The organism is Tumebacillus permanentifrigoris (assembly GCF_003148565.1).
Taxonomy (GTDB): Bacteria; Bacillota; Bacilli; order Tumebacillales; family Tumebacillaceae; genus Tumebacillus; species Tumebacillus permanentifrigoris.
Genome location: NZ_QGGL01000005.1, coordinates 263,127 through 281,223, shown reverse-complemented (window position 1 = coordinate 281,223; position 18,097 = coordinate 263,127). Strand labels below are relative to the sequence as shown.

The 18,097-nt window shown below is 55.6% G+C and carries 21 protein-coding genes; 16 read left to right on the top strand and 5 right to left on the bottom strand.

Annotated elements, in window-relative coordinates:
* Positions 1-117 precede the first annotated feature (117 nt).
* Positions 118-552 carry a hypothetical protein gene (locus C7459_RS07870; RefSeq protein WP_109688091.1) on the bottom strand — a complete coding sequence of 145 codons (435 nt, stop codon included), beginning with the start codon at positions 550-552 and terminating at the stop codon, positions 118-120.
* 89 nt (positions 553-641) lie between these two features.
* On the opposite strand from C7459_RS07870, the gene C7459_RS07865 reads away from it, so the two are divergent.
* Positions 642-1,826: a M20/M25/M40 family metallo-hydrolase gene (locus C7459_RS07865; protein WP_109688089.1), complete on the top strand. Its 1,185-nt coding sequence runs from the start codon at positions 642-644 to the stop codon at positions 1,824-1,826.
* Positions 1,823-2,977, top strand: coding sequence for a DUF3866 family protein (locus C7459_RS07860; protein WP_109688087.1), 1,155 nt, complete (start codon positions 1,823-1,825; stop codon positions 2,975-2,977). The genes C7459_RS07865 and C7459_RS07860 overlap by 4 nt, the downstream gene beginning before the upstream one ends.
* Here the strand turns inward: C7459_RS07860 and C7459_RS22960 are convergent.
* Positions 2,922-3,071: a Z-ring formation inhibitor MciZ gene (locus C7459_RS22960; RefSeq protein ID WP_146200972.1), complete on the bottom strand. Its 150-nt coding sequence runs from the start codon at positions 3,069-3,071 to the stop codon at positions 2,922-2,924. The genes C7459_RS07860 and C7459_RS22960 overlap by 56 nt on opposite strands.
* An 85-nt stretch (positions 3,072-3,156) precedes the next feature.
* On the opposite strand from C7459_RS22960, the gene C7459_RS07855 reads away from it, so the two are divergent.
* The 13 genes from C7459_RS07855 (at position 3,157) to C7459_RS07795 (ending at position 13,906) form a co-directional block, all read left to right on the top strand.
* On the top strand, positions 3,157-3,714 hold the full coding sequence (locus C7459_RS07855; RefSeq protein WP_109688085.1) for an NUDIX domain-containing protein: 558 nt from the start codon (positions 3,157-3,159) through the stop codon (positions 3,712-3,714).
* 4 nt (positions 3,715-3,718) lie between these two features.
* Positions 3,719-4,906: an endonuclease Q family protein gene (locus C7459_RS07850; protein WP_109688083.1), complete on the top strand. Its 1,188-nt coding sequence runs from the start codon at positions 3,719-3,721 to the stop codon at positions 4,904-4,906.
* 69 nt (positions 4,907-4,975) lie between these two features.
* Positions 4,976-5,629, top strand: coding sequence for a stage II sporulation protein M (spoIIM, locus tag C7459_RS07845; RefSeq protein ID WP_109688081.1), 654 nt, complete (start codon positions 4,976-4,978; stop codon positions 5,627-5,629).
* Between the two features lie 20 nt (positions 5,630-5,649).
* Positions 5,650-5,982 carry an RNHCP domain-containing protein gene (locus tag C7459_RS07840; protein ID WP_109688079.1) on the top strand — a complete coding sequence of 111 codons (333 nt, stop codon included), beginning with the start codon at positions 5,650-5,652 and terminating at the stop codon, positions 5,980-5,982.
* 230 nt (positions 5,983-6,212) lie between these two features.
* Positions 6,213-6,659, top strand: a complete 447-nt coding sequence (fur, locus tag C7459_RS07835) for a ferric iron uptake transcriptional regulator (RefSeq protein ID WP_109688077.1) — start codon at positions 6,213-6,215, stop codon at positions 6,657-6,659.
* Positions 6,660-6,751: 92 nt separating this feature from the next.
* Positions 6,752-7,870, top strand: a complete 1,119-nt coding sequence (gene ald, locus C7459_RS07830; protein WP_109688075.1) for an alanine dehydrogenase — start codon at positions 6,752-6,754, stop codon at positions 7,868-7,870.
* A 113-nt stretch (positions 7,871-7,983) separates the two neighbouring features.
* On the top strand, positions 7,984-8,235 hold the full coding sequence (locus C7459_RS07825) for a DUF4227 family protein (protein ID WP_109688073.1): 252 nt from the start codon (positions 7,984-7,986) through the stop codon (positions 8,233-8,235).
* A 104-nt stretch (positions 8,236-8,339) separates the two neighbouring features.
* Positions 8,340-9,227, top strand: coding sequence for a site-specific tyrosine recombinase XerD (xerD, locus tag C7459_RS07820; protein ID WP_109688071.1), 888 nt, complete (start codon positions 8,340-8,342; stop codon positions 9,225-9,227).
* Between the two features lie 88 nt (positions 9,228-9,315).
* Positions 9,316-10,131, top strand: a complete 816-nt coding sequence (locus C7459_RS07815) for a metallophosphoesterase (protein ID WP_109688069.1) — start codon at positions 9,316-9,318, stop codon at positions 10,129-10,131.
* 155 nt (positions 10,132-10,286) lie between these two features.
* Positions 10,287-11,456: a phosphopentomutase gene (locus C7459_RS07810; RefSeq protein WP_109688067.1), complete on the top strand. Its 1,170-nt coding sequence runs from the start codon at positions 10,287-10,289 to the stop codon at positions 11,454-11,456.
* A 27-nt stretch (positions 11,457-11,483) separates the two neighbouring features.
* Entirely contained in the window at positions 11,484-12,296 is an 813-nt protein-coding gene (locus tag C7459_RS07805; protein ID WP_109688134.1) for a purine-nucleoside phosphorylase, read from the top strand.
* A 4-nt stretch (positions 12,297-12,300) separates the two neighbouring features.
* Positions 12,301-13,629: a pyrimidine-nucleoside phosphorylase gene (locus C7459_RS07800; protein WP_146200971.1), complete on the top strand. Its 1,329-nt coding sequence runs from the start codon at positions 12,301-12,303 to the stop codon at positions 13,627-13,629.
* Between the two features lie 52 nt (positions 13,630-13,681).
* A complete protein-coding gene (locus C7459_RS07795) occupies positions 13,682-13,906 on the top strand; it encodes a DUF1540 domain-containing protein (RefSeq protein WP_109688065.1) in 225 nt (74 codons plus the stop codon).
* An 18-nt stretch (positions 13,907-13,924) separates the two neighbouring features.
* On the opposite strand, the gene C7459_RS07790 is transcribed toward C7459_RS07795, so the two are convergent.
* Complete coding sequence (locus C7459_RS07790) at positions 13,925-14,662, bottom strand: YwaF family protein (RefSeq protein ID WP_109688063.1); 738 nt, start codon at positions 14,660-14,662, stop codon at positions 13,925-13,927.
* Positions 14,663-14,812: 150 nt separating this feature from the next.
* Here C7459_RS07790 and C7459_RS07785 point away from each other — a divergent pair, with 150 nt between their 5' ends.
* Positions 14,813-16,006 (top strand): D-alanyl-D-alanine carboxypeptidase family protein, encoded by a 1,194-nt coding sequence (locus C7459_RS07785; RefSeq protein WP_245884441.1) that lies wholly within the window; start codon positions 14,813-14,815, stop codon positions 16,004-16,006.
* Positions 16,007-16,106: 100 nt separating this feature from the next.
* On the opposite strand, the gene C7459_RS07780 is transcribed toward C7459_RS07785, so the two are convergent.
* Positions 16,107-16,811, bottom strand: coding sequence for a hypothetical protein (locus C7459_RS07780; RefSeq protein ID WP_146200970.1), 705 nt, complete (start codon positions 16,809-16,811; stop codon positions 16,107-16,109).
* Positions 16,812-17,671: 860 nt separating this feature from the next.
* Positions 17,672-17,806 (bottom strand): hypothetical protein, encoded by a 135-nt coding sequence (locus C7459_RS23975; RefSeq protein WP_281272756.1) that lies wholly within the window; start codon positions 17,804-17,806, stop codon positions 17,672-17,674.
* Positions 17,807-18,097: the final 291 nt, after the last annotated feature.

Below are 18,097 nucleotides of genomic sequence, written 5' to 3'. Positions count from 1 at the left end.
CAACTTAAACTAAACAAGCTGACGCCTGTCGAATACAGGCGCCAGCTTGCGGCTTAGGGTCTTTTTTCACTGTCTACAAAATGGGGTCTTGACCAGAGTGAGACGCAGGTTCTTTTTTCAATAACCGAACTGCTGGAGCAACGTCTCCACCCGTTGGCGGTCGTCTGAGGTTGCAATCTCGGTGAAGGCCGTCAGGAAATCGGGGAGACTATCGCCGATCTTCGTGAGCCGCTTGGCTTTTACATCGTGCGAGAATACGCGTCCTGACGTGTGGTAGAGCACCCAATGCGCGTCATCGACGACCAAAAACACCAGCGCATCTTGGTACGGTTGCTCCAAATCATCGAGGCGGTGCAGGGCTGGCATGTAGAACTCCCGCCCGTTGGCGCGCAAGTACAATTCGTTGGGGCCGACTTCCTTATAAAAGACTGCCAATTCCTCGGGCAACGTCGGCAGCGGGCCTTGAAACTCCACCGCCAACTGCTTGCGAAAGCGAACCGGGTCATACTTGCTGAGCAGTTTGTGGAGCAGATCGTCATAGGTTGCGAGCATGAGCTTCCTCCTTTTGTCTTAGAATGCCCGGTTCCAGCGCATACTAGTTTAGGAACACCTTCACATTTTTGGCAGAGGAGTGAGGTCCGGTGGAACTGAACGAACAGCGCGTGCTCGATACGTTTTTGGAACTCGTGAAGATTGACACCCCTTCGTATTTTGAGCGGCCGATGGCCGATCATCTTTTACAAACCTTGCGGGAGCTCGGACTTGATGTGATCGAGGATGAAGCGGGCAATCAAGTCCTGCGCGGCGTGGGCAAGGAGACGCGCCATCTGCTCGAACATGAAAAGCAAACGGGCAACGTGATCGCGACACTGAAAGGCACGGTGCAAGGAGCGCCGAAACTGCTGTTCACCGCGCACATGGACACCGTCGTCGCCGCACCCGGCATCCAGACACACAACGACAACGGTGTGATCCGCACCGATGGCAAGACGATTCTCGGGGCCGACGACCGGGCGGGGATTGCGGCACTTTTGGAAGCGATCCGCTTTTTACAGGAAAGCAACGTCGAGCACGGCGACTTGCAATTCGCCTTCACGATCGCCGAAGAGACCGGGCTGTATGGCTCGCTCTACCTCGATCAGCAAAAGATCCACGCCGACTACGCATTTGTCATGGACTCTGGCGGGCCGCCCGACACGATCATCGTCGCTTCGCCGACGGAGGTCGATTTCACTGTGCTCATCTACGGAAAAGCTGCACACTCTGGCGTGAATCCAGAGGACGGGCTCAACGCGATCTCCGTCGCGGCTGATGCGATCTCGAACTTGAAACTGGGCCGCATCGACGAAGAGACGACGATCAACATCGGCGTGATCCAAGGCGGAGAGAAGACCAACATCGTCTGTGACCGCTGTGAGATCCTCGGCGAAGTGCGCAGTCGCAACGATCAGAAACTCAGCGAGCAGTTGAGCAAGGTGCATTCAGCGTTTCAGATGGCTGGTGAGAAATGGGGCGCGAAAGTCGAGGTGACCGAGCAGAAAATTTACTACGGTTTCAACCTGAGCGACGAGGATGAAGTGGTGCGCCTCGCGCAGGAAGGGCTGCGCAGGGTGGGGATCGAGCCCAAGCTGGCTCCGCGTGGGGGTGGCAGTGACACGAACAATCTGAATGCCAAGGGAATTCCGGCCGTCAACCTCGGCGTCGGTGCCAACCAAGACCACACCGTCGAGGAAAATTTGCGTGTCCAAGACTTGGTCGATGCCACGCGCCTCGTGGTCGGGATCATTCAGACGGCTGCTGAACGGGCGGGGGTGGAGGCGCGATGAACTCCCGATTGGAGCGCGGCACCGTCGCGGCGGTGCTGGAGCATGAATTGGTGGTTGAAGTGAATGGGGAGTTGGAGCGCGCATTTCCCGACCCGGCGTTGCTCGACCAGCCAGAGGTTGGGGACACCGTCTTGTTGAACACGACCGCTGTCCGGCTCGGACTGGGCACGGGCGGTGTGCATTTCGTGGTCAGCATCGAAGGAAAAAGCCCGTCCACCGCACGGAGCGGGGACGGGCATATCATGAAACTTCGCTACACCCCGCACCAGTTCGCCGTACACGCCGTCGAGGAACAGAGCCACCCGATGCATGAGGTGATGCGAGAGGCTGAATTTCTGGAGAACACGCCGGTTGTGATCTGCGAACTGCACAGCATGATCCCGGCGGTGGCGATGTCGTTTCACCACGAGATGATCGCAGAGGAGCAGGCAACCCAGCCTCGCGTCGTGTATGTGATGACAGATGGTGGCGCGCTCCCGATGCATTTTTCCAAAACGATCGCTGCGCTCAAGGAGCACGGACTGCTCACGGCGACCGTCACGGTCGGTCACGCCTATGGCGGCGACCTTGAAGCGGTCAATCTCTACAGCGGCTTGCTTGCGGCGAAGCATGTTCTGCACGCGGACATCATCCTCTGCGGCATGGGCCCGGGGATTGTCGGCACAGGCACACGCTATGGTCACACAGGCATCGAGGTTGGCCAAGCGGTGAATGCGGTGCATGCTCTGGCAGGCGAGGCGGTCGTCGTCCCGCGGATTTCCTTTGCCGATGCACGGGAACGCCACCGTGGCCTGTCCCACCATACGATCACCGCGCTCGGGCGTGTTGCGCTCGCACAGGCTACACTCCCGCTCCCGAACCTCGACGACGACCAAGCGGCAACCGTCTGGAAGCAGATCACCGAGTCGGGCTTGCACCTCAAACACCGCCTCGTCGGGCTCTCGGGGAGTTCGATACTGGACGCAGCACCGCGTTTTCCAGTACCATTAAGAACGATGGGGCGAACTCTTGACGAGGACCCTGCGTTTTTCCTCGCAGCAGGGGCGGCAGGCGAATGGGCGGCGCGACAAAAAAAACGCCCGACTAAGCGCAAGCTTAGCGGGTCGTCTTGGCAGCAGGTGCATTCCGCTCCAAAAATTGTTGAAGCGTGAGGTTGCTGCCTGCGTATTGGCGGAGCAGGGCGCGCACTTGCCAGCCTTTGCCTGCCATGCGCAGGCTGTTTTCGGTGATCATCGTTTTCAACATGTCATTCCCTCCCGGCTTGTCCGACTGAAGTTGTTCCCAGTCTATTCCGGGAGCGGACTTGTTATTCCGGAGGAGGAAAAAAGTCATGAGCAACGCAGACCATTTGATCGAAAAACAACTGAACTCCGAGACGATCTATGAGGGCAAGGTGATCACGCTGACTGTGCAGACGGTCGAGTTGCCCAACGGCAAGCAAGCGAAGCGAGAAGTCGTGCTGCATCCCGGCGCGGTCACAGTCCTCGCGATCACGGCGGACGACCAGATCTTGCTCGTCAACCAATTCCGCAAAGCGCCGAACTCCTTGCTGATCGAGACGCCGGCGGGGAAGCTCGAGCGCGGAGAGGACCCACTCACCTCCGCCAAGCGTGAACTAGAGGAAGAAACTGGCTACCAAGCAGCCGAGTGGAAGCACATCACTTCGTTCTACACCAGCCCTGGATTTGCAGATGAATTGATCCATTGCTACGTCGCGACCGGCCTGACGATGGTGGAGCAAAAACTCGATGAAGACGAGTTCCTTGACGTCCTGCACGTCACGGCGGAGGCTGCAGAACAGATGATCCTCGACGGTCGGATCGCCGATGCCAAGACGGTGGCACTGGTCTACTGGTGGTTGCGCGAACGGATGCGCGAAGGGAAGTAGGCAGATGTCGGACGAACTGCACGAGTTTTTTCTCGATCTACATATTCATATCGGGCGGACGCAAGGCAACCAGCCGGTGAAGATCACCGCCTCGCGGGACTTGACGTTTTTTGAGATCATCCGCGAGGCGGGCGAGCGCAAAGGCATTGAGATCATCGGCATCATCGACGCCGTCTCCCCACCGGTGCTCCAAGAGATCGAACAGTTTGTCGCAGATGGGGTGCTGACCGAACTTGCGGGCGGCGGTTACGATTATGAAGGCAAGACGACCCTCTTGCTGGGCGCAGAGGTGGAGACGTCTGGACCGCAGGGCGGGGCGGCGCATTTTGGCGTGTGGATGCGCGACATCGCCACGATGCGCATCTTTTCCGACTGGCTGGGCGAGCGGGTCACCAACCGCGTGCTCAGTTCGCAACGCGCTCGTTGCACCTCGTTTGAGCTGCAGCAGAAATGCACAGAACTGGGCGGCCTCTTCATCATCAACCATGTCTTCACCCCGCACAAAAGCGTGCTCGGCAACTGCGTGTCTCGCGTGTCCGAGATGGTTGATCTGAAGCATCTGACCGCGATTGAACTGGGGCTGTCCTCCGATTCGGAGCTTGCCGATCTGTTTTCTGAGCACCATGACATCACGTTTGTCAGCAACTCCGATGCCCACTCGCTGGCCAAGATCGGGCGGGAGTACAACAAAGTCCGGCTGGCGGCGCCGACCTTTGATGAGGTGAAAAAAGCGCTGTTGCGCACAGAGGGTCGGGCGGTCACCGCCAACTACGGACTGGAGCCGAAGCTTGGCAAGTACCACCGCACCTTCTGCGCGGCCTGTGACACGGTGCTCGACACGGAGCGCATTGAGAGTTTGCAGTGCCCCGCGTGCGGATCGAAAAAAATCGTGCGTGGCGTACACGATCGCATCCTCTCGATTGCGGATCGTCAGGAGCCCGTACACCCGCCGCATCGACCGCCCTATCACTACCAGATCCCGCTCGATTTCATTCCCAAAGTCGGCAAGCGAACGATTGACAAGTTGCTCGACCACTTCGGGACGGAGATGAACGTCTTGCACCGCGCCACGGAGGAGCAGATCGCGGAAGTGGTGGGGGCTAGGATCGCGCATGACATCGCGCGCGCCCGACGCGGCGAACTGCCGATCTCCGTCGGGGGCGGCGGAATCTACGGCAAAATTTTGACCTGAAAAAGATTCATAGAGTCCTCCTGCCCGTCATAGGCTGTACTAACAGTCGGACAAAGGGAGGACCTCACGATGAGTCAAGTCAAACTCAACGTCTCACGATATCTGCAAGACCAGAGCAGCTTGTTTGTGTTTACCACGGTGCTGTTTTTCATCGGCATCCTATTTGGCGCCATCGTCGTCAGTGCGCTCTCAGCAGACCAAGCCACGTCCTTGCATGACGCGCTGCACGGCTTTTTCAAAGCCTTGAACCTCGACGAAACGGGCACGACGCCCTCGGAGATCACCTGGCATTCGGTGGCGAGTTTTCTGAAAACCACAGGTCTGATGTGGATTCTCGGCTTGTCGATCATCGGGTTGCCTGTGATCGTGATCTTGATTTTTATGAAGGGTTTCGTCATCGGTTTCACCGTCGGGGTCATCGTCAGCCAGTTCCAAGCCAAGGGCGTGCTGTTTGCGTTGGCGGCGATCCTGCCGCAGAATTTGATCTACGTCCCCGCCTTGATCATCTGCGGGGTGGCCGGGATCTCGTTCTCGCTGAGCCTCGTGCGCAGCCGCTTCTCGAACAGCCAGCCGCGCACCGTCGGCGGCGGCTCGATGCTCTATCGCAGCTTCCTGAGCTACACGGGCCTCGTGACCTGTATCGCCGTGGCGATGATCCTCGCAGCTTTTGTGGAAGGCTACGTATCGCCGGCGCTGATGCGAGCGGTGATCCCGCAACTTTAAGTCTAGGAGATGTAACCCAGATGTCCCGCAAGTTTACTGTCATCAACGAATCCTTCCAGTGCGAGCAGTGCGGCATAGAGGTACAGCCGCTTGCACAAGGCTCCTGCCGCAACCATTGTCCTGCTTGCTTTTATTCCAAACACCTCGACATCAACCCAGGGGATCGCGCCGCCAACTGCGGCGGACTGCTCGAACCGATCGGGATCGAAGACCACAAGAAAAAAGGCTACATGATCATCCATCGCTGCCAAACCTGTGGTCATACCGGCAAAAACAAACTGGCGCTCGACGACCCGAACCAAGCGGATTCGTTCGATCGGATGCTGGAGATTATGAAGAAACCGAATTTGTAGGGGGCAATCCCCAAAAAATCGCAGCCGCGATCCAGTCAACGGGATCTCGCGGCTGCGATTTTTTGTGGTGTTCCATCGACGGGATTCTGCGTACAAGCACCCATGTTCTGACGAAACGTTTGCCGACAGACAACCGTTTTACTTCTTTTTTCGTTCGGATGTAGAAATTGCGATTTCATAGGGTTATAATGGAATAGGATTTTGACAGGTCTGCGCAGGGGGAGTTTCCAATGCAAGAGAGAATGGATCAGATCAAGAAACAGCTACATACTGAAAACTTCAAGCTTACCCCTCAGCGCGAAGCCACCTTGCGGGTCCTGCTTGAAAACGAAGAAGCTCACCTCAGTGCGGAGGAGATCTTCATGCTCGTGAAGCAAAAAGCTTCAGACATCGGGTTGGCGACCGTCTATCGGACGCTGGATCTGCTGTGCGATTTGAAGATCATCGAGAAACTCAACTTCGGGGATGGCGTGGCGCGTTATGAATTTCGCTCAGAGGACCATCCGCACCATCATCACCACCTGATTTGCCTGAAGTGTGGGTCGTTGTTTGAGATTGAGGACTTGCTCGACGACCTCGAAGAACGCGTTGAGCGCGATCACAAGTTCAAGATCGTCGATCACCGCGTAAGTTTCCTCGGCTATTGCTTCTCCTGTTTGGCAAAGGAAGGCAACTAGGCGGAAAACGGATGTACCACTTTGTAGGAACGTATTCACGATACGCTTCTTGCAAATTTACTATCCTGAACTAATTCTAGGAGGATACATACATGATCGTAGGGATTCCGAAAGAGATTAAAAACAACGAGAACCGCGTCGCAATCACCCCGGCAGGTGTTGAAGCCCTGAAACACGGGGGTCACGACGTCTACATCGAAACCAACGCCGGTGTTGGTAGCGGTTTCACCGACGAAGACTACAAAGTAGCAGGCGCCATTATGCTCGACACAGCAGCAGAGGTATGGGGCAAAGCCGACATGATCATGAAAGTGAAGGAACCGATCGCGTCTGAGTACGGCTACTTCCGTCAAGGTCTCGTGTTGTTCACCTACCTGCACCTCGCACCGGAACCGGAACTGACCAAAGCACTGATTGACAACGGTGTCGTGGGCATCGCCTACGAAACGATCCAGTTGCCGGACCGTTCCTTGCCGTTGCTCACCCCGATGTCCGAAGTGGCAGGCCGGATGGCCGTTCAGATCGGCGCGCAATTCCTCGAAAAACCGTGGGGCGGCAAAGGCATCCTGCTCGGCGGCGTACCGGGCGTACTCCCAGGCAAGGTTGTCATCGTCGGCGGCGGGATCGTCGGAACCAACGCAGCGAAAATGGCGATGGGCCTCGGCGCAGACGTCACGATCATCGACAAGTCCGAAGTTCGCCTTCGTCAACTCGATGATATCTTTGGCGGTCGCGTGAAAACCTTGATGTCCAACTCCTACAACATCGAACAAGCGGTCAAAACCGCTGACCTGCTGGTCGGCGCGGTGCTGATCCCGGGCGCACGCGCTCCGAAACTTGTGAAGGAGTACATGGTGCAACAGATGTCTCCGGGCTCTGTCATCGTTGACGTTGCGATCGACCAAGGCGGTTCTGTCGAGACGATCGACCGCATCACCACGCACTCCGAACCGACCTACGTCAAGCATGGCGTCGTACACTATGCCGTGGCGAACATGCCGGGCGCAGTCGCACGCACCTCGACGCTGGCCCTGACCAACGTGACCCTCGATTACGCGCTGCAACTGGCGAACAAAGGCTGGAAGCAAGCGTGCAACGACAACGCAGCACTGGCGAAGGGCATCAACGTCGCGAACGGCAAAGTCACCTTTGAAGCGGTCGCTACCTCGCTCGGCTACGAGTTCCACACCAAAGAGAGCGTGCTGGCGTAACCAGTTCGTAGTTCGTAAAACGGAAAAAGGAAGGGACTCCTCGAGGAGACCTTCCTTTTTTTACTTCTAGGCTGTCCCCTGCCCCCATATAATCGGGGGAGGAGGTGGGAGAGATGATCATATCCATGCGGCGGATCTCGCAGCTGGCGCGGTTGGTGGTGTATGTGGCGCTGTTCAGTTTTATCGGGTTCAAATGCCTCACGATCGTGCAGGAGATGTTCGCTCCGACGGACAAGTACCGTACCCCCGCTGGTCGTGACGCCGTCAAAGTCGATGCGACCCGGCACCAAGCTCAGGCGGGAGAGCAACCGTTTTGGGAGGAAGCCAAGGAGCGGTTGGGCGTGTTCTATCTCATCGGGGAATAAGTTTCCTTTACATAACTTTTGCCCGAAAGAAGGAATTTGGCATTGTCCGACGAAATTCCTTCTCAACAGAAAGCGTTTGAAGCATGGGCAAAGGAGTCTACTGAATGGACAAACTGATTGAACGATTTATCCATTACTTGACTGTTGAGAGAGGGCTGGCTCAGAACACGTTGGAGTCCTACGCCCGTGATCTTACAGCCTACATCGACTTTCTCCAGCGCGGCGGCATCCGCGATCTGAACCAAACTCGTCGGGCGAACATCATCGCCTACTTGGCGGAACTGCAGCGCAAGGGGAGAGCGACCACCACGATCTCGCGCAACCTGGCATCGCTGCGCGCCTTCTATGGCTTCCTGCTCCGCGATGGCCTGCTCGACGGTGACCCGACAGCGAACTTGGAATCGCCGAAGATCGAGAAGCGCCTGCCGAAGGTCTTGACGGTCGGTGAAGTGGAATCGTTGCTCGAAGGGCCAGACCTCGGCACCACCGCGGGTAGCCGCGACAAGGCGATGCTGGAACTGCTCTATGCGACGGGGATTCGCGTCTCCGAACTCGTCTCGTTGAACATCTCTGACGTCAACTTGAACATGGGCTTCCTGAAGTGCTACGGCAAGGGCTCGAAGGAGCGGATCATTCCGCTCGGCACGGTGGCGTTGAAATCGGTCGGGGAGTATATCTTGCGCAGTCGAGTGAAACTCTCGCGCAACCCGGCAGAGGAATCGCTGTTCCTCAACCACCACGGCCAGCGACTCTCGCGCCAAGGCTTCTGGAAGATTATCAAAAAATACGCACACACCGCATCGGTGGACAAAGAAATCACCCCACATACGTTGCGTCACTCGTTCGCCACGCACCTGTTGGAGAACGGAGCTGACTTGCGTGCCGTGCAGGAGATGCTCGGACACGCGGATATCTCGACCACGCAAATCTATACGCACTTAACCAAGTCGCGCCTGAAGGAAGTCTACGCCAAGGCGCACCCACGGGCCTAATCCAATACGTGATCCGCACAGGAATCGGTCAGGTTCCTGTGTTTTTTGTACATAGCAGGTTGAGAAGTTTCACGAAAGGGCGTACAACATGATCTGGTTTCTCCTCTTGATAGCCGTACTCCTACTGCTGGCTGTTTTGGCTGAAGTAATCTGGGAAACCTCCTTTCCGAAAGTCGTGGAGGTCACGATTCCCACACCGAAACTCCAGCGGGGGCAAGAACTGCGCATCCTGCAAGTGACAGACATCCACAACTTGCGCTGGAGCGAAGGATTTTGGCAGCAGATGCAAGGCACCAAGCCTGATCTGATCGCGATGACGGGCGACTTGATCGATGGGGCGAACATCCCCTTCGATCTGGCGTTTTCACAGATAGAACGTTTGAAAACCATCGCGCCGGACGTCCTGTTCGTCACGGGAAACAACGACTGGGAGCACAAGCGTTTTGACGACTATCTGGCGGGCTTGCGAGCGCGTGGGGTCACGCTGATGGACAACACCTCGATGACGCTTGCTACGCCTGTTGGTGACTTGCAAATCGTCGGGGTAGGGGATGCCTGCACTCACCACCACGACATCCACCAAGCGATGCAAAACGTCACACCCGACGAGCGATTCCTGCTATTGCTCTCCCATGACCCGATGATCATCAGACGCGGTGCGGGTCTCGAACGCGCCGCAGACCTGATCCTCTCCGGGCACACGCACGGCGGGCAAGTCCGGTTCCCGTTGCTTGGAGCCGTATATGCGCCCACGCAAGGGCTTTTTCCGAAGTATGACAAGGGTCTGTTCCAACTTGATGAGACCACGAGGCTGTATATATGTAGCGGGCTGGGCACGTCGCGTTTTCCGATCCGCTTCTTGAACCGGGCACAGGTGACGCTTGTGAAACTTGTAGGTGCGTGACGACGAAAAAACCTTGGGTCGCAGCAGGCGGCGAACCCAAGGCTTTTTTCCTTTTGCATAGGATTGGGGTTGTCAGACATCTAACCTTTGCGGTAAGTTAAGGATAGAAGGGTACACTATACAGCATGAAATCCAATTCTCGGAGGTACATAGACATGTCGTTTAACCGCATTGTGATTATCGTTCTGGACAGCGTAGGTATCGGCGCATCGCGCGATGCGGCTGCATACGGAGACCTCGGCGCCAACACGATTGGCAACATCGCGAAGGCCGTCGGGGGGCTGAACGTCCCGAACTTGGAAAAACTCGGCCTCGGCCGGATTCACCCGCTCGAAGGCGTCTCCGCAACAGTTGAGCCGATCGGCAACTACGGCTTGATGGAGGAGCAGTCCGCAGGCAAGGACACCACCAACGGCCACTGGGAGATGATGGGCGTGAAGCTCGACAAGCCGCTCCCCGTCTACCCGAACGGATTCCCGCCAGAAGTGCTCGACGAGTTCGAACGACGCGTCGGCCGCAAAACGATCGGCAACAAGCCGGCATCCGGCACGGAGATCATCAAGGAACTGGGCGACGAGCATGTCCGCACGGGCTCCCCGATCATCTACACCTCGGCAGACTCTGTGTTCCAGATTGCCGCCCACGAGGAAGTCATTCCGCTCGAAGAACTATACAACATGTGCAAGATCGCCCGTGAATTGCTCGTCGACGAACATGCGGTCGGCCGCGTCATCGCACGTCCGTTCATCGGCTCGAACGGGGAGTACACCCGCACATCGAATCGCCATGACTATTCCCGCGACTTCGGGCGTACTGTGTTGAATGAGATGGACGAGAAGGGCTTCACGGTTGCAGGTGTCGGCAAAATTTACGACATCTATGGCGGCTCCGGCGTCAATGACAAAGTCGGAACCAAAAACAACATGGACGGCGTGGACAAAACGCTGGAGATGATGGGCAAAGTCGAGCGTGGTTTGGTCTTCACCAACCTTGTCGATTTTGACGCGCTCTATGGGCATCGCAACGATCCGCATGGTTTTGCACAAGCGATCCTCGACTTCGACAAGCGCTTGCCGGAAATTCTCAGCGCGTTGCGTGAGGATGACCTGCTGATCATGACTGCTGACCACGGGTGCGACCCGACCACCGAAGGCACCGACCATTCCCGCGAGAATGTACCGCTGCTAGTCTATGGCAAAAACGCCAAACATGGCGTTGATCTCGGCCTGCGCACATCCTTCGCTGACCTCGGCGCAACCATCGCGGAGAACTTTGGCGTCCAAGGCACCGGCTTTGGTGAGAGTTTCTTGAACCGTATCGTCTAATTACAGGGGGAGATCGACTTGTCTCTGCTGCAGAAAATTGATCAAGCGAAACAATTTATCCAATCCAAACTCACAGCGCATGCGCCGCGCATCGGGCTCGTGCTCGGTTCTGGCCTGGGCGTGCTGGGTGATGAAGTGCAAAATCCGGTCGTCATCCCCTATGGCGAGATCCCGAACTTCCCGGTCTCCACCGTGGCGGGTCATGCGGGGCAACTGGTGATCGGGGACCTGTCGGGGCAACAAGTGATCGCGATGAAAGGCCGCTTTCATTTCTATGAAGGATGGAGTCTGGAGGAAGTAACATTTCCGATCCGCGTCATGAAGGCGCTGGGCGTGGAGATCATCCTCGTCACCAACGCGGCTGGCGGCATCAACCCCGAGTGGAACGCGGGCGACTTGATGTTGATCTCCGACCACTTGAACTTGACCGGACGCAACCCGCTGATCGGTGCGAACGAGGCCGAACTGGGACCGCGCTTCCCGGACATGTCGAACGGCTACAACAAAGCCTTGCGCGCCCAAGCACACGAGATCGCCAAGGGCTTAGGCATCGAACTGCGCGAGGGCGTCTATGTCGGCGTCTCGGGTCCGTCCTATGAGACACCTGCTGAGATTCGGATGTTTCGGATCATGGGCGGCCATGCGGTCGGCATGTCGACCGTGCCGGAAGTGATCGTCGCCAACCATGCCGGGCTGAAAGTGCTCGGCATCACCTGCATCTCGAACATGGCGGCAGGCATACTCGACCAGCCGCTGACCCATGAGGAAGTCATGGAGACCACCGAGAAAGCCAAGGCGAACTTCATCAATCTCGTCAAAGCGATTGTGAAAGAGGTATAGGGCTATGAGAATGTATGACATCATCCATAAAAAACGCGATGGGATCGCCTTGAGCCAAGAGGAGATCTCCTTTGTGATCCAAGGCTTCACCAACGATTCGATTCCGGATTACCAGATGGCAGCCCTTGCGATGGCGATCTTCATCCGTGGCATGTCCCCGGAGGAGACCGCCCACCTGACACTGGCGATGGCAGCATCAGGTGACCAGATCGACCTCAGCCAAGTCAAGGGTGTCAAAGTTGACAAGCACTCCACCGGCGGCGTCGGCGATACCACGACGCTCGTCCTGCTCCCGCTGGTCGCATCGGTCGGTGTGCCGGTTGCCAAAATGTCTGGTCGTGGCCTCGGTCACACCGGAGGCACAATTGACAAGTTGGAAGCGATTCCAGGCTTCTCGATCGAGCGGAGCAAGGAAGAATTCATCGAGCAAGTCAACTCCAAGGGGGCGGCGCTGATGGGCCAGAGCGGTTCGATCGCCCCGGCGGACAAGAAACTGTACGCCCTGCGCGATGTGACGGCGACCGTCGACTCGATCCCGCTGATCTCCTCGTCGATCATGTCCAAAAAAATCGCCGCCGGAGCGGACGCGATCGTCCTCGACGTCAAGACGGGCGAGGGCGCTTTTATGAAAACGCTGGAAGGTTCGTTTGCGTTGGCAGAAGCGATGGTCAACATCGGGGAAAACGTCGGTCGCCACACGATCGCTGTGATCTCCGACATGGACCAACCGTTGGGCTATGCCATCGGCAATGCGCTGGAAGTACAGGAAGCGATCGACACCCTGCGCGGCCAAGGTCCGGCCGATCTGACCGAACTGTGCCTCGTGCTCGGCTCCTACATGGTGGTCGCGGCGGGCGTTGCTGGCAATGCGATGGAAGCGCGCGCGAAGCTCCACGAGTCGTTGGAGAGCGGTCGAGCGTTGGAGACCTTCAAAACCTTCCTCACCGCACAGGGTGGAGACGCATCGGTTGTGGATGATGCGACCCGCCTGCCGCAAGCTGCGAAAAAAATCCCAGTGACGCTTCCGCGCACCGGATTCGTCTCACACATCCACGCCGAGGAAGTTGGCACAGGTGCGATGTTGCTCGGTGCGGGCCGTGAGACCAAGGAATCGGAGATCGACCTGGCTGTCGGCATCGTCCTGCACAAGAAAGTTGGCGATCGTGTGGAGGCAGGCGAAGCGATTGCGACGCTGCATGTCAACGACGAGAAGCGAGTGGCCGAAGTCACCGAGCGCCTGCAGCGTGCGTATGAGCTGTCGGAGCAGAAACAGCCGAATCACCGCTTGATTTTTGGCGTGGTGACGCAACAGGGCACGGAACGCTTCGTCTAGGGTATAGCGACCTGTTGGCAAGGCAAGACTACCTCTATAGGGGGTGAAGCCGATGCCAGCAGGAGTGAAATGCCAAGTAGAAGAGTGCGTCTACAATAAAGAGACCGCTTGTAGTGCCGATGTGATTGAAGTCACGTCGAACGGGAACGACATCGTCGGTACCAACAAAGGAACCATGTGTGGGTCCTTTGAATACCGCGACCATTACCGTGCGGATTCCGGCCTCAGCAAGGAAGAATACCGTGAGAAGTATAATGGGAACCACGGAACCCACTAAAAAAGCAACCCCTCCGCTTTAGTAGCGAGAGGGGTTTTTGCTGTAGCTTTTTAGGAGGAAAAACGGGGCAAAAAGCAACAGGTGCATCGCCAGCGCCAGACCTTCCAGCGACAGGATGTACCACGGCCACGGACCCATCAGGTCGAGGATCGACGCATTTGACGGTTTGTGTACCAGAAACATGTAATTGCCCCCGATCAGCAGGTCGAGGCCATAGATGAGCACGGCGAGGACATTCAGAGCGGCCAGCGAGCGCCAGACCGAGCCGAGTGTCGGGCGGTATCCTTCGACGAAGACCATGAAAAAGCACGCCAGCACGATCGCCCCATGCCCGATGAAGAACTCAAACGTCCGAAAGTGTGGAAACGCGTAATTGCCGAGGTCGGGCGTGATGATCGCCTGTAGCGCCCCACCGAGACCCGCGAGAGAGAGAAACTCGAACAACCGATAACTTTTGTTCAACATCATGACGATCGAGAGCAGGAGTGAGATCGAACAGAGTTGCAAGGGCAGTGAGAAGTCGATCGACCAATCCCCTTGCGCGGCTTGCCAGGACTCCAAGGCGATTTCACTGAGGGCGAGGACGGCGGCGATCACGTAGCGGAACCAGCGGTTGGGAAGCGGCTCACGCAGTTTTTGGCGCAGGGTGTAGACGATGAGGACAGCCACGAGGAGCAGAAACATCGCGAGGTTGTGTTGCCAGTTGAACAGATGGAAGGGATGGTCAAGTCCGTGGATGGAGAAGTACGGGTTCATGAGAGCACGCTCCAGAGGTCAGGTTGATGCTTTCAATAGTACTACAAAAGTTCGCAATATTTCCAATTCCTTTTTTCAGGATAAAACAAGCGGAGGAAACACAATCTACAAAAGCCAAGTCAGAAACTGTAAGTATCGGGAGGTTTCAACATGTCTCTGAGAACTTTTGTCGGGCGCAAATCGATGGTGTTCCTGTGTGCATCCACCCTGTTGTTTGCCTCGGCCGCACCGGCCTTGGCTGCTGAAAAAAAGCCGGCGGTGCAAGTTGAGCTCGCCAAGCAAGCGTCGTCAGCCGTCCTGATGGATGCGGCGACGGGCACCGTGCTGTTTGAGAAAAACAGCCACGAGAAACTGCCCCCGGCGTCGGTGACGAAGGTCATGACGATGTTGCTGATCATGGAAGCGGTCGATTCGGGGAAAGTGAAGTGGGATGATAAGATCAACACCAGCGAGTATGCGGCGAGCATGGGCGGTTCGCAGATCTTCTTGCAGCCGGGCGAGCAGATGACCTTGGAAGAGATGCTCAAAGGCATCGCGATCGCGTCCGGGAATGACGCAGCGGTCGCCGTAGCGGAGCACATCGCCGGGTCTGAGGAAGGGTTTGTACAGTTGATGAACGACCGTGCGAAGGAGTTGGGGTGTACAGAAACCAACTTCTCCAATGTCAACGGGTTGCCGACGGAGAACCACTACACATCGGCACACGACCTCGCTCTGATGTCCCGCGAGTTGGTGAAGCATGAGCGAGTTACGCAGTATACGGGTGCGTATCAGGATTATCTGCGCAAGGATTCGGAAAAACCGTTCTGGCTGGTCAACACGAACAAGCTCGTGCGTTTCTACTCTGGCATGGACGGGATCAAAACCGGGTTCACAGGTGAGGCGAAGTACTGCCTGAGCGCTTCGGCCAAGCGTGATGGCTTCCGCGTAATCGCGGTGGTGATGGGCGAGCCGACCTCGCCGGTGCGCAATTCGGAGGTCTCGCAGTTGATGGACTACGCGTTCGCCAACTACAAGTCGGAAGTGTTGTTCCAGAAGGGCCAAGAGGTTCAGCAAGTGGAGATCGACAAAGGGGATACCCCGAAGCTGGCACTTCTCGCAGGTGACACAGTAGGGATTCTCATGAAGAAAGGTACGAAGAAAGAAGAGTACCAGTCGGAGATCATCGTCAACGAGATCCAAGCTCCAGTGAAAAAAGGGCAGGTCGTCGGCAGCATCGTGATCAAGCAAGGCGGCAACGAGATCGCGAAGACCGATCTGGTTGCAGCGGCTGACTGCGGTGAGGCCGGGATGTGGACGCTGTTCAAGCGGACGGTGAAGAGCTGGTTTACGTTTGGGGGGTAAAATAGGAATGATATAGGGATGGGCTGGACACGGGTAGGGTAGCGAATCAAAACGAAAGCCAGGGATATATGATATCCTTGGCTTTTTTCGGGCTAATGACTTAGGTACCTAATTTGAAGAATCGACGTATTGTTCTGTCTTTCGTCGTGGGGCCATAACTTGATTCGGTATAACAATTACAGTGATCATCACAATATCGCCCTACTATTTTTCGGGTATCAATACCACCCGTTGACGCTGCTTGCATCAAAGCTAGATATGCATGAGACAGTGTAGGCTGTTCGCCGGTACGTATATGAGGAAAATCAAGGAAGATTTGAACCAAATAGGGGTTAAAGGGTAAGACAGATAAAGTGTTGCGCAATGTTATCATTCGGAAATAGTCCCCCTCCGAGTACGGACTATTTCTAAGTTCCTCTATTGACGTATAATATCTATCAGAAATGTCGATATTCCTCCAATCTGTAGGGTTGGTCTTTGTAATACACAGCGGGGGAAGCCCATTTATTTCTAAGAGGTCCACATGAAAAATGAATAGAACAGGGCCATAGAAGTTTTGAATTTTTCTTTTTTGATGGATATCAAAATTATCTAAAAAAATATCGTTCCAAATGCCGTATTCTTTATCCAGATCGTCGGACTTTTGATAGGTTTGGAACACTCCACGGGAAGCAACCCCTCCTCTGGACAGTAAGCCTCCGTTTCGAAGAAACGTGCATGCTGTACCTACTGTGTTTGCATGATATAGATATGTTACACCAAGGCTTTTCAACAAGTTTAGTAACTCTTTTGGGTCGAGTTGCATCCTGAGATCACTTCCATTCCATTATTCTTTATTGATATATACGGACATATGTAATGAAAGTTTCATTTGTTTGTGAATATTTTGATTACCCCCGTCCATTGACGAGATTGCGGCGGCGGACTTTGGCATCGAAGAGACGCTGACCTGGCCTGCCCTTTGTGGCGGCCCTTTTTTGATTCGGTTAGGAGGAGGATCGGCATAGTTCGTGCAAATCGCGACTAATACGACGACCTGTGCCAAGCAGTCTTGATGCTTAACGGAAATTTGAAGAACGGGTGCGAAACGAAAAAGTCTGGGAGCTTATCATGGGGTGTCATGTCTGCCTCTTCGTCCATTTGCGTGACAGGGGATCATGTGAGGGTGACTCTCGTGTTCTGGGCGGAAGAGGGCAAGTGATTCAAGGTTTAAGTGAATGGTCAATACGTCTGCGAAATCTTGGCGATGAACCACTAGCATGCCTAGGATTACCACGAATGGGCCGTGAAAAAGTTTTCGAGACAGAAGGGAATCGAGTATTACTACATGCTTGTTTTTCGAGGCGGTAGAGCTACTAAATCAGAAGCCACAATAGCAGATGAAACTCTGATGCTACACTATCTCGCAAACGAAACGTTGCATCGCCGTTGTTGTCTAGATTTTACAAGGGGAGGAGGGAGAGATCGTGTCAGATCGTAGGTCTGCTTGAACAAGGTCCACATGCCTGCTTCCCCAAGTCGGCTGCCGCGACAAAATTGGTCTTCGCGATCTCCGCACCGCCAGCTTGAACACGATGCTGCCGAGGACCTGCCCCTTTTTCACGGGAACTTGGATCTCGTTGACGATGATCTCCGACTGGTACACCTCTTTCTTCGTGCCTTCTTTCATGGGAATCCTACCGTGTCACCTGTCAGCAACACGAGTTTTGGGGTGTCCCCTTTGTCGATCTCCACTTGCTGAACCTCTTGGCCCTTCTGGAACAACACTTCGGACTTGTAGTTTGTGAACGCGTAGTCCATCAACTGCGAAACCTCCGAATTGCGCTCCGGCGAGGTCGGTTCGCCCAACTAACCCAAAAACGAGTGTCGCGAAACCACTGAGTAGATGTAATATTACTTGATTTTCTGTCATTGTCTAGTTGATTTCGAAGTACTGGTTATCGGATTCCGAAATGTCATAGTCGGATCACGACAAATTGGTAGTTATCATCTCTCAACAAAATACGACCGAACCGCCTGTTACACTAAAATGCCTCGGACGCTCGGATTGAGAGTGTTACAAATTTATCCAATCCATTCCCTCATTTCAAA

Coding starts and splice junctions, on each gene's coding strand:
- C7459_RS07870 (WP_109688091.1), bottom strand. CDS start 552: ATGCTCGCAACCTATGACGATCTGCTCCACAAACTGCTCAGCAAGTAT.
- C7459_RS07860 (WP_109688087.1), top strand. CDS start 1,823: ATGAACTCCCGATTGGAGCGCGGCACCGTCGCGGCGGTGCTGGAGCAT.
- C7459_RS22960 (WP_146200972.1), bottom strand. CDS start 3,071: ATGTTGAAAACGATGATCACCGAAAACAGCCTGCGCATGGCAGGCAAA.
- C7459_RS07855 (WP_109688085.1), top strand. CDS start 3,157: ATGAGCAACGCAGACCATTTGATCGAAAAACAACTGAACTCCGAGACG.
- C7459_RS07850 (WP_109688083.1), top strand. CDS start 3,719: ATGTCGGACGAACTGCACGAGTTTTTTCTCGATCTACATATTCATATC.
- spoIIM (WP_109688081.1), top strand. CDS start 4,976: ATGAGTCAAGTCAAACTCAACGTCTCACGATATCTGCAAGACCAGAGC.
- C7459_RS07840 (WP_109688079.1), top strand. CDS start 5,650: ATGTCCCGCAAGTTTACTGTCATCAACGAATCCTTCCAGTGCGAGCAG.
- fur (WP_109688077.1), top strand. CDS start 6,213: ATGCAAGAGAGAATGGATCAGATCAAGAAACAGCTACATACTGAAAAC.
- ald (WP_109688075.1), top strand. CDS start 6,752: ATGATCGTAGGGATTCCGAAAGAGATTAAAAACAACGAGAACCGCGTC.
- C7459_RS07825 (WP_109688073.1), top strand. CDS start 7,984: ATGATCATATCCATGCGGCGGATCTCGCAGCTGGCGCGGTTGGTGGTG.
- xerD (WP_109688071.1), top strand. CDS start 8,340: ATGGACAAACTGATTGAACGATTTATCCATTACTTGACTGTTGAGAGA.
- C7459_RS07815 (WP_109688069.1), top strand. CDS start 9,316: ATGATCTGGTTTCTCCTCTTGATAGCCGTACTCCTACTGCTGGCTGTT.
- C7459_RS07810 (WP_109688067.1), top strand. CDS start 10,287: ATGTCGTTTAACCGCATTGTGATTATCGTTCTGGACAGCGTAGGTATC.
- C7459_RS07800 (WP_146200971.1), top strand. CDS start 12,301: ATGAGAATGTATGACATCATCCATAAAAAACGCGATGGGATCGCCTTG.
- C7459_RS07795 (WP_109688065.1), top strand. CDS start 13,682: ATGCCAGCAGGAGTGAAATGCCAAGTAGAAGAGTGCGTCTACAATAAA.
- C7459_RS07790 (WP_109688063.1), bottom strand. CDS start 14,662: ATGAACCCGTACTTCTCCATCCACGGACTTGACCATCCCTTCCATCTG.
- C7459_RS07785 (WP_245884441.1), top strand. CDS start 14,813: ATGTCTCTGAGAACTTTTGTCGGGCGCAAATCGATGGTGTTCCTGTGT.
- C7459_RS07780 (WP_146200970.1), bottom strand. CDS start 16,811: ATGCAACTCGACCCAAAAGAGTTACTAAACTTGTTGAAAAGCCTTGGT.
- C7459_RS23975 (WP_281272756.1), bottom strand. CDS start 17,806: ATGGACTACGCGTTCACAAACTACAAGTCCGAAGTGTTGTTCCAGAAG.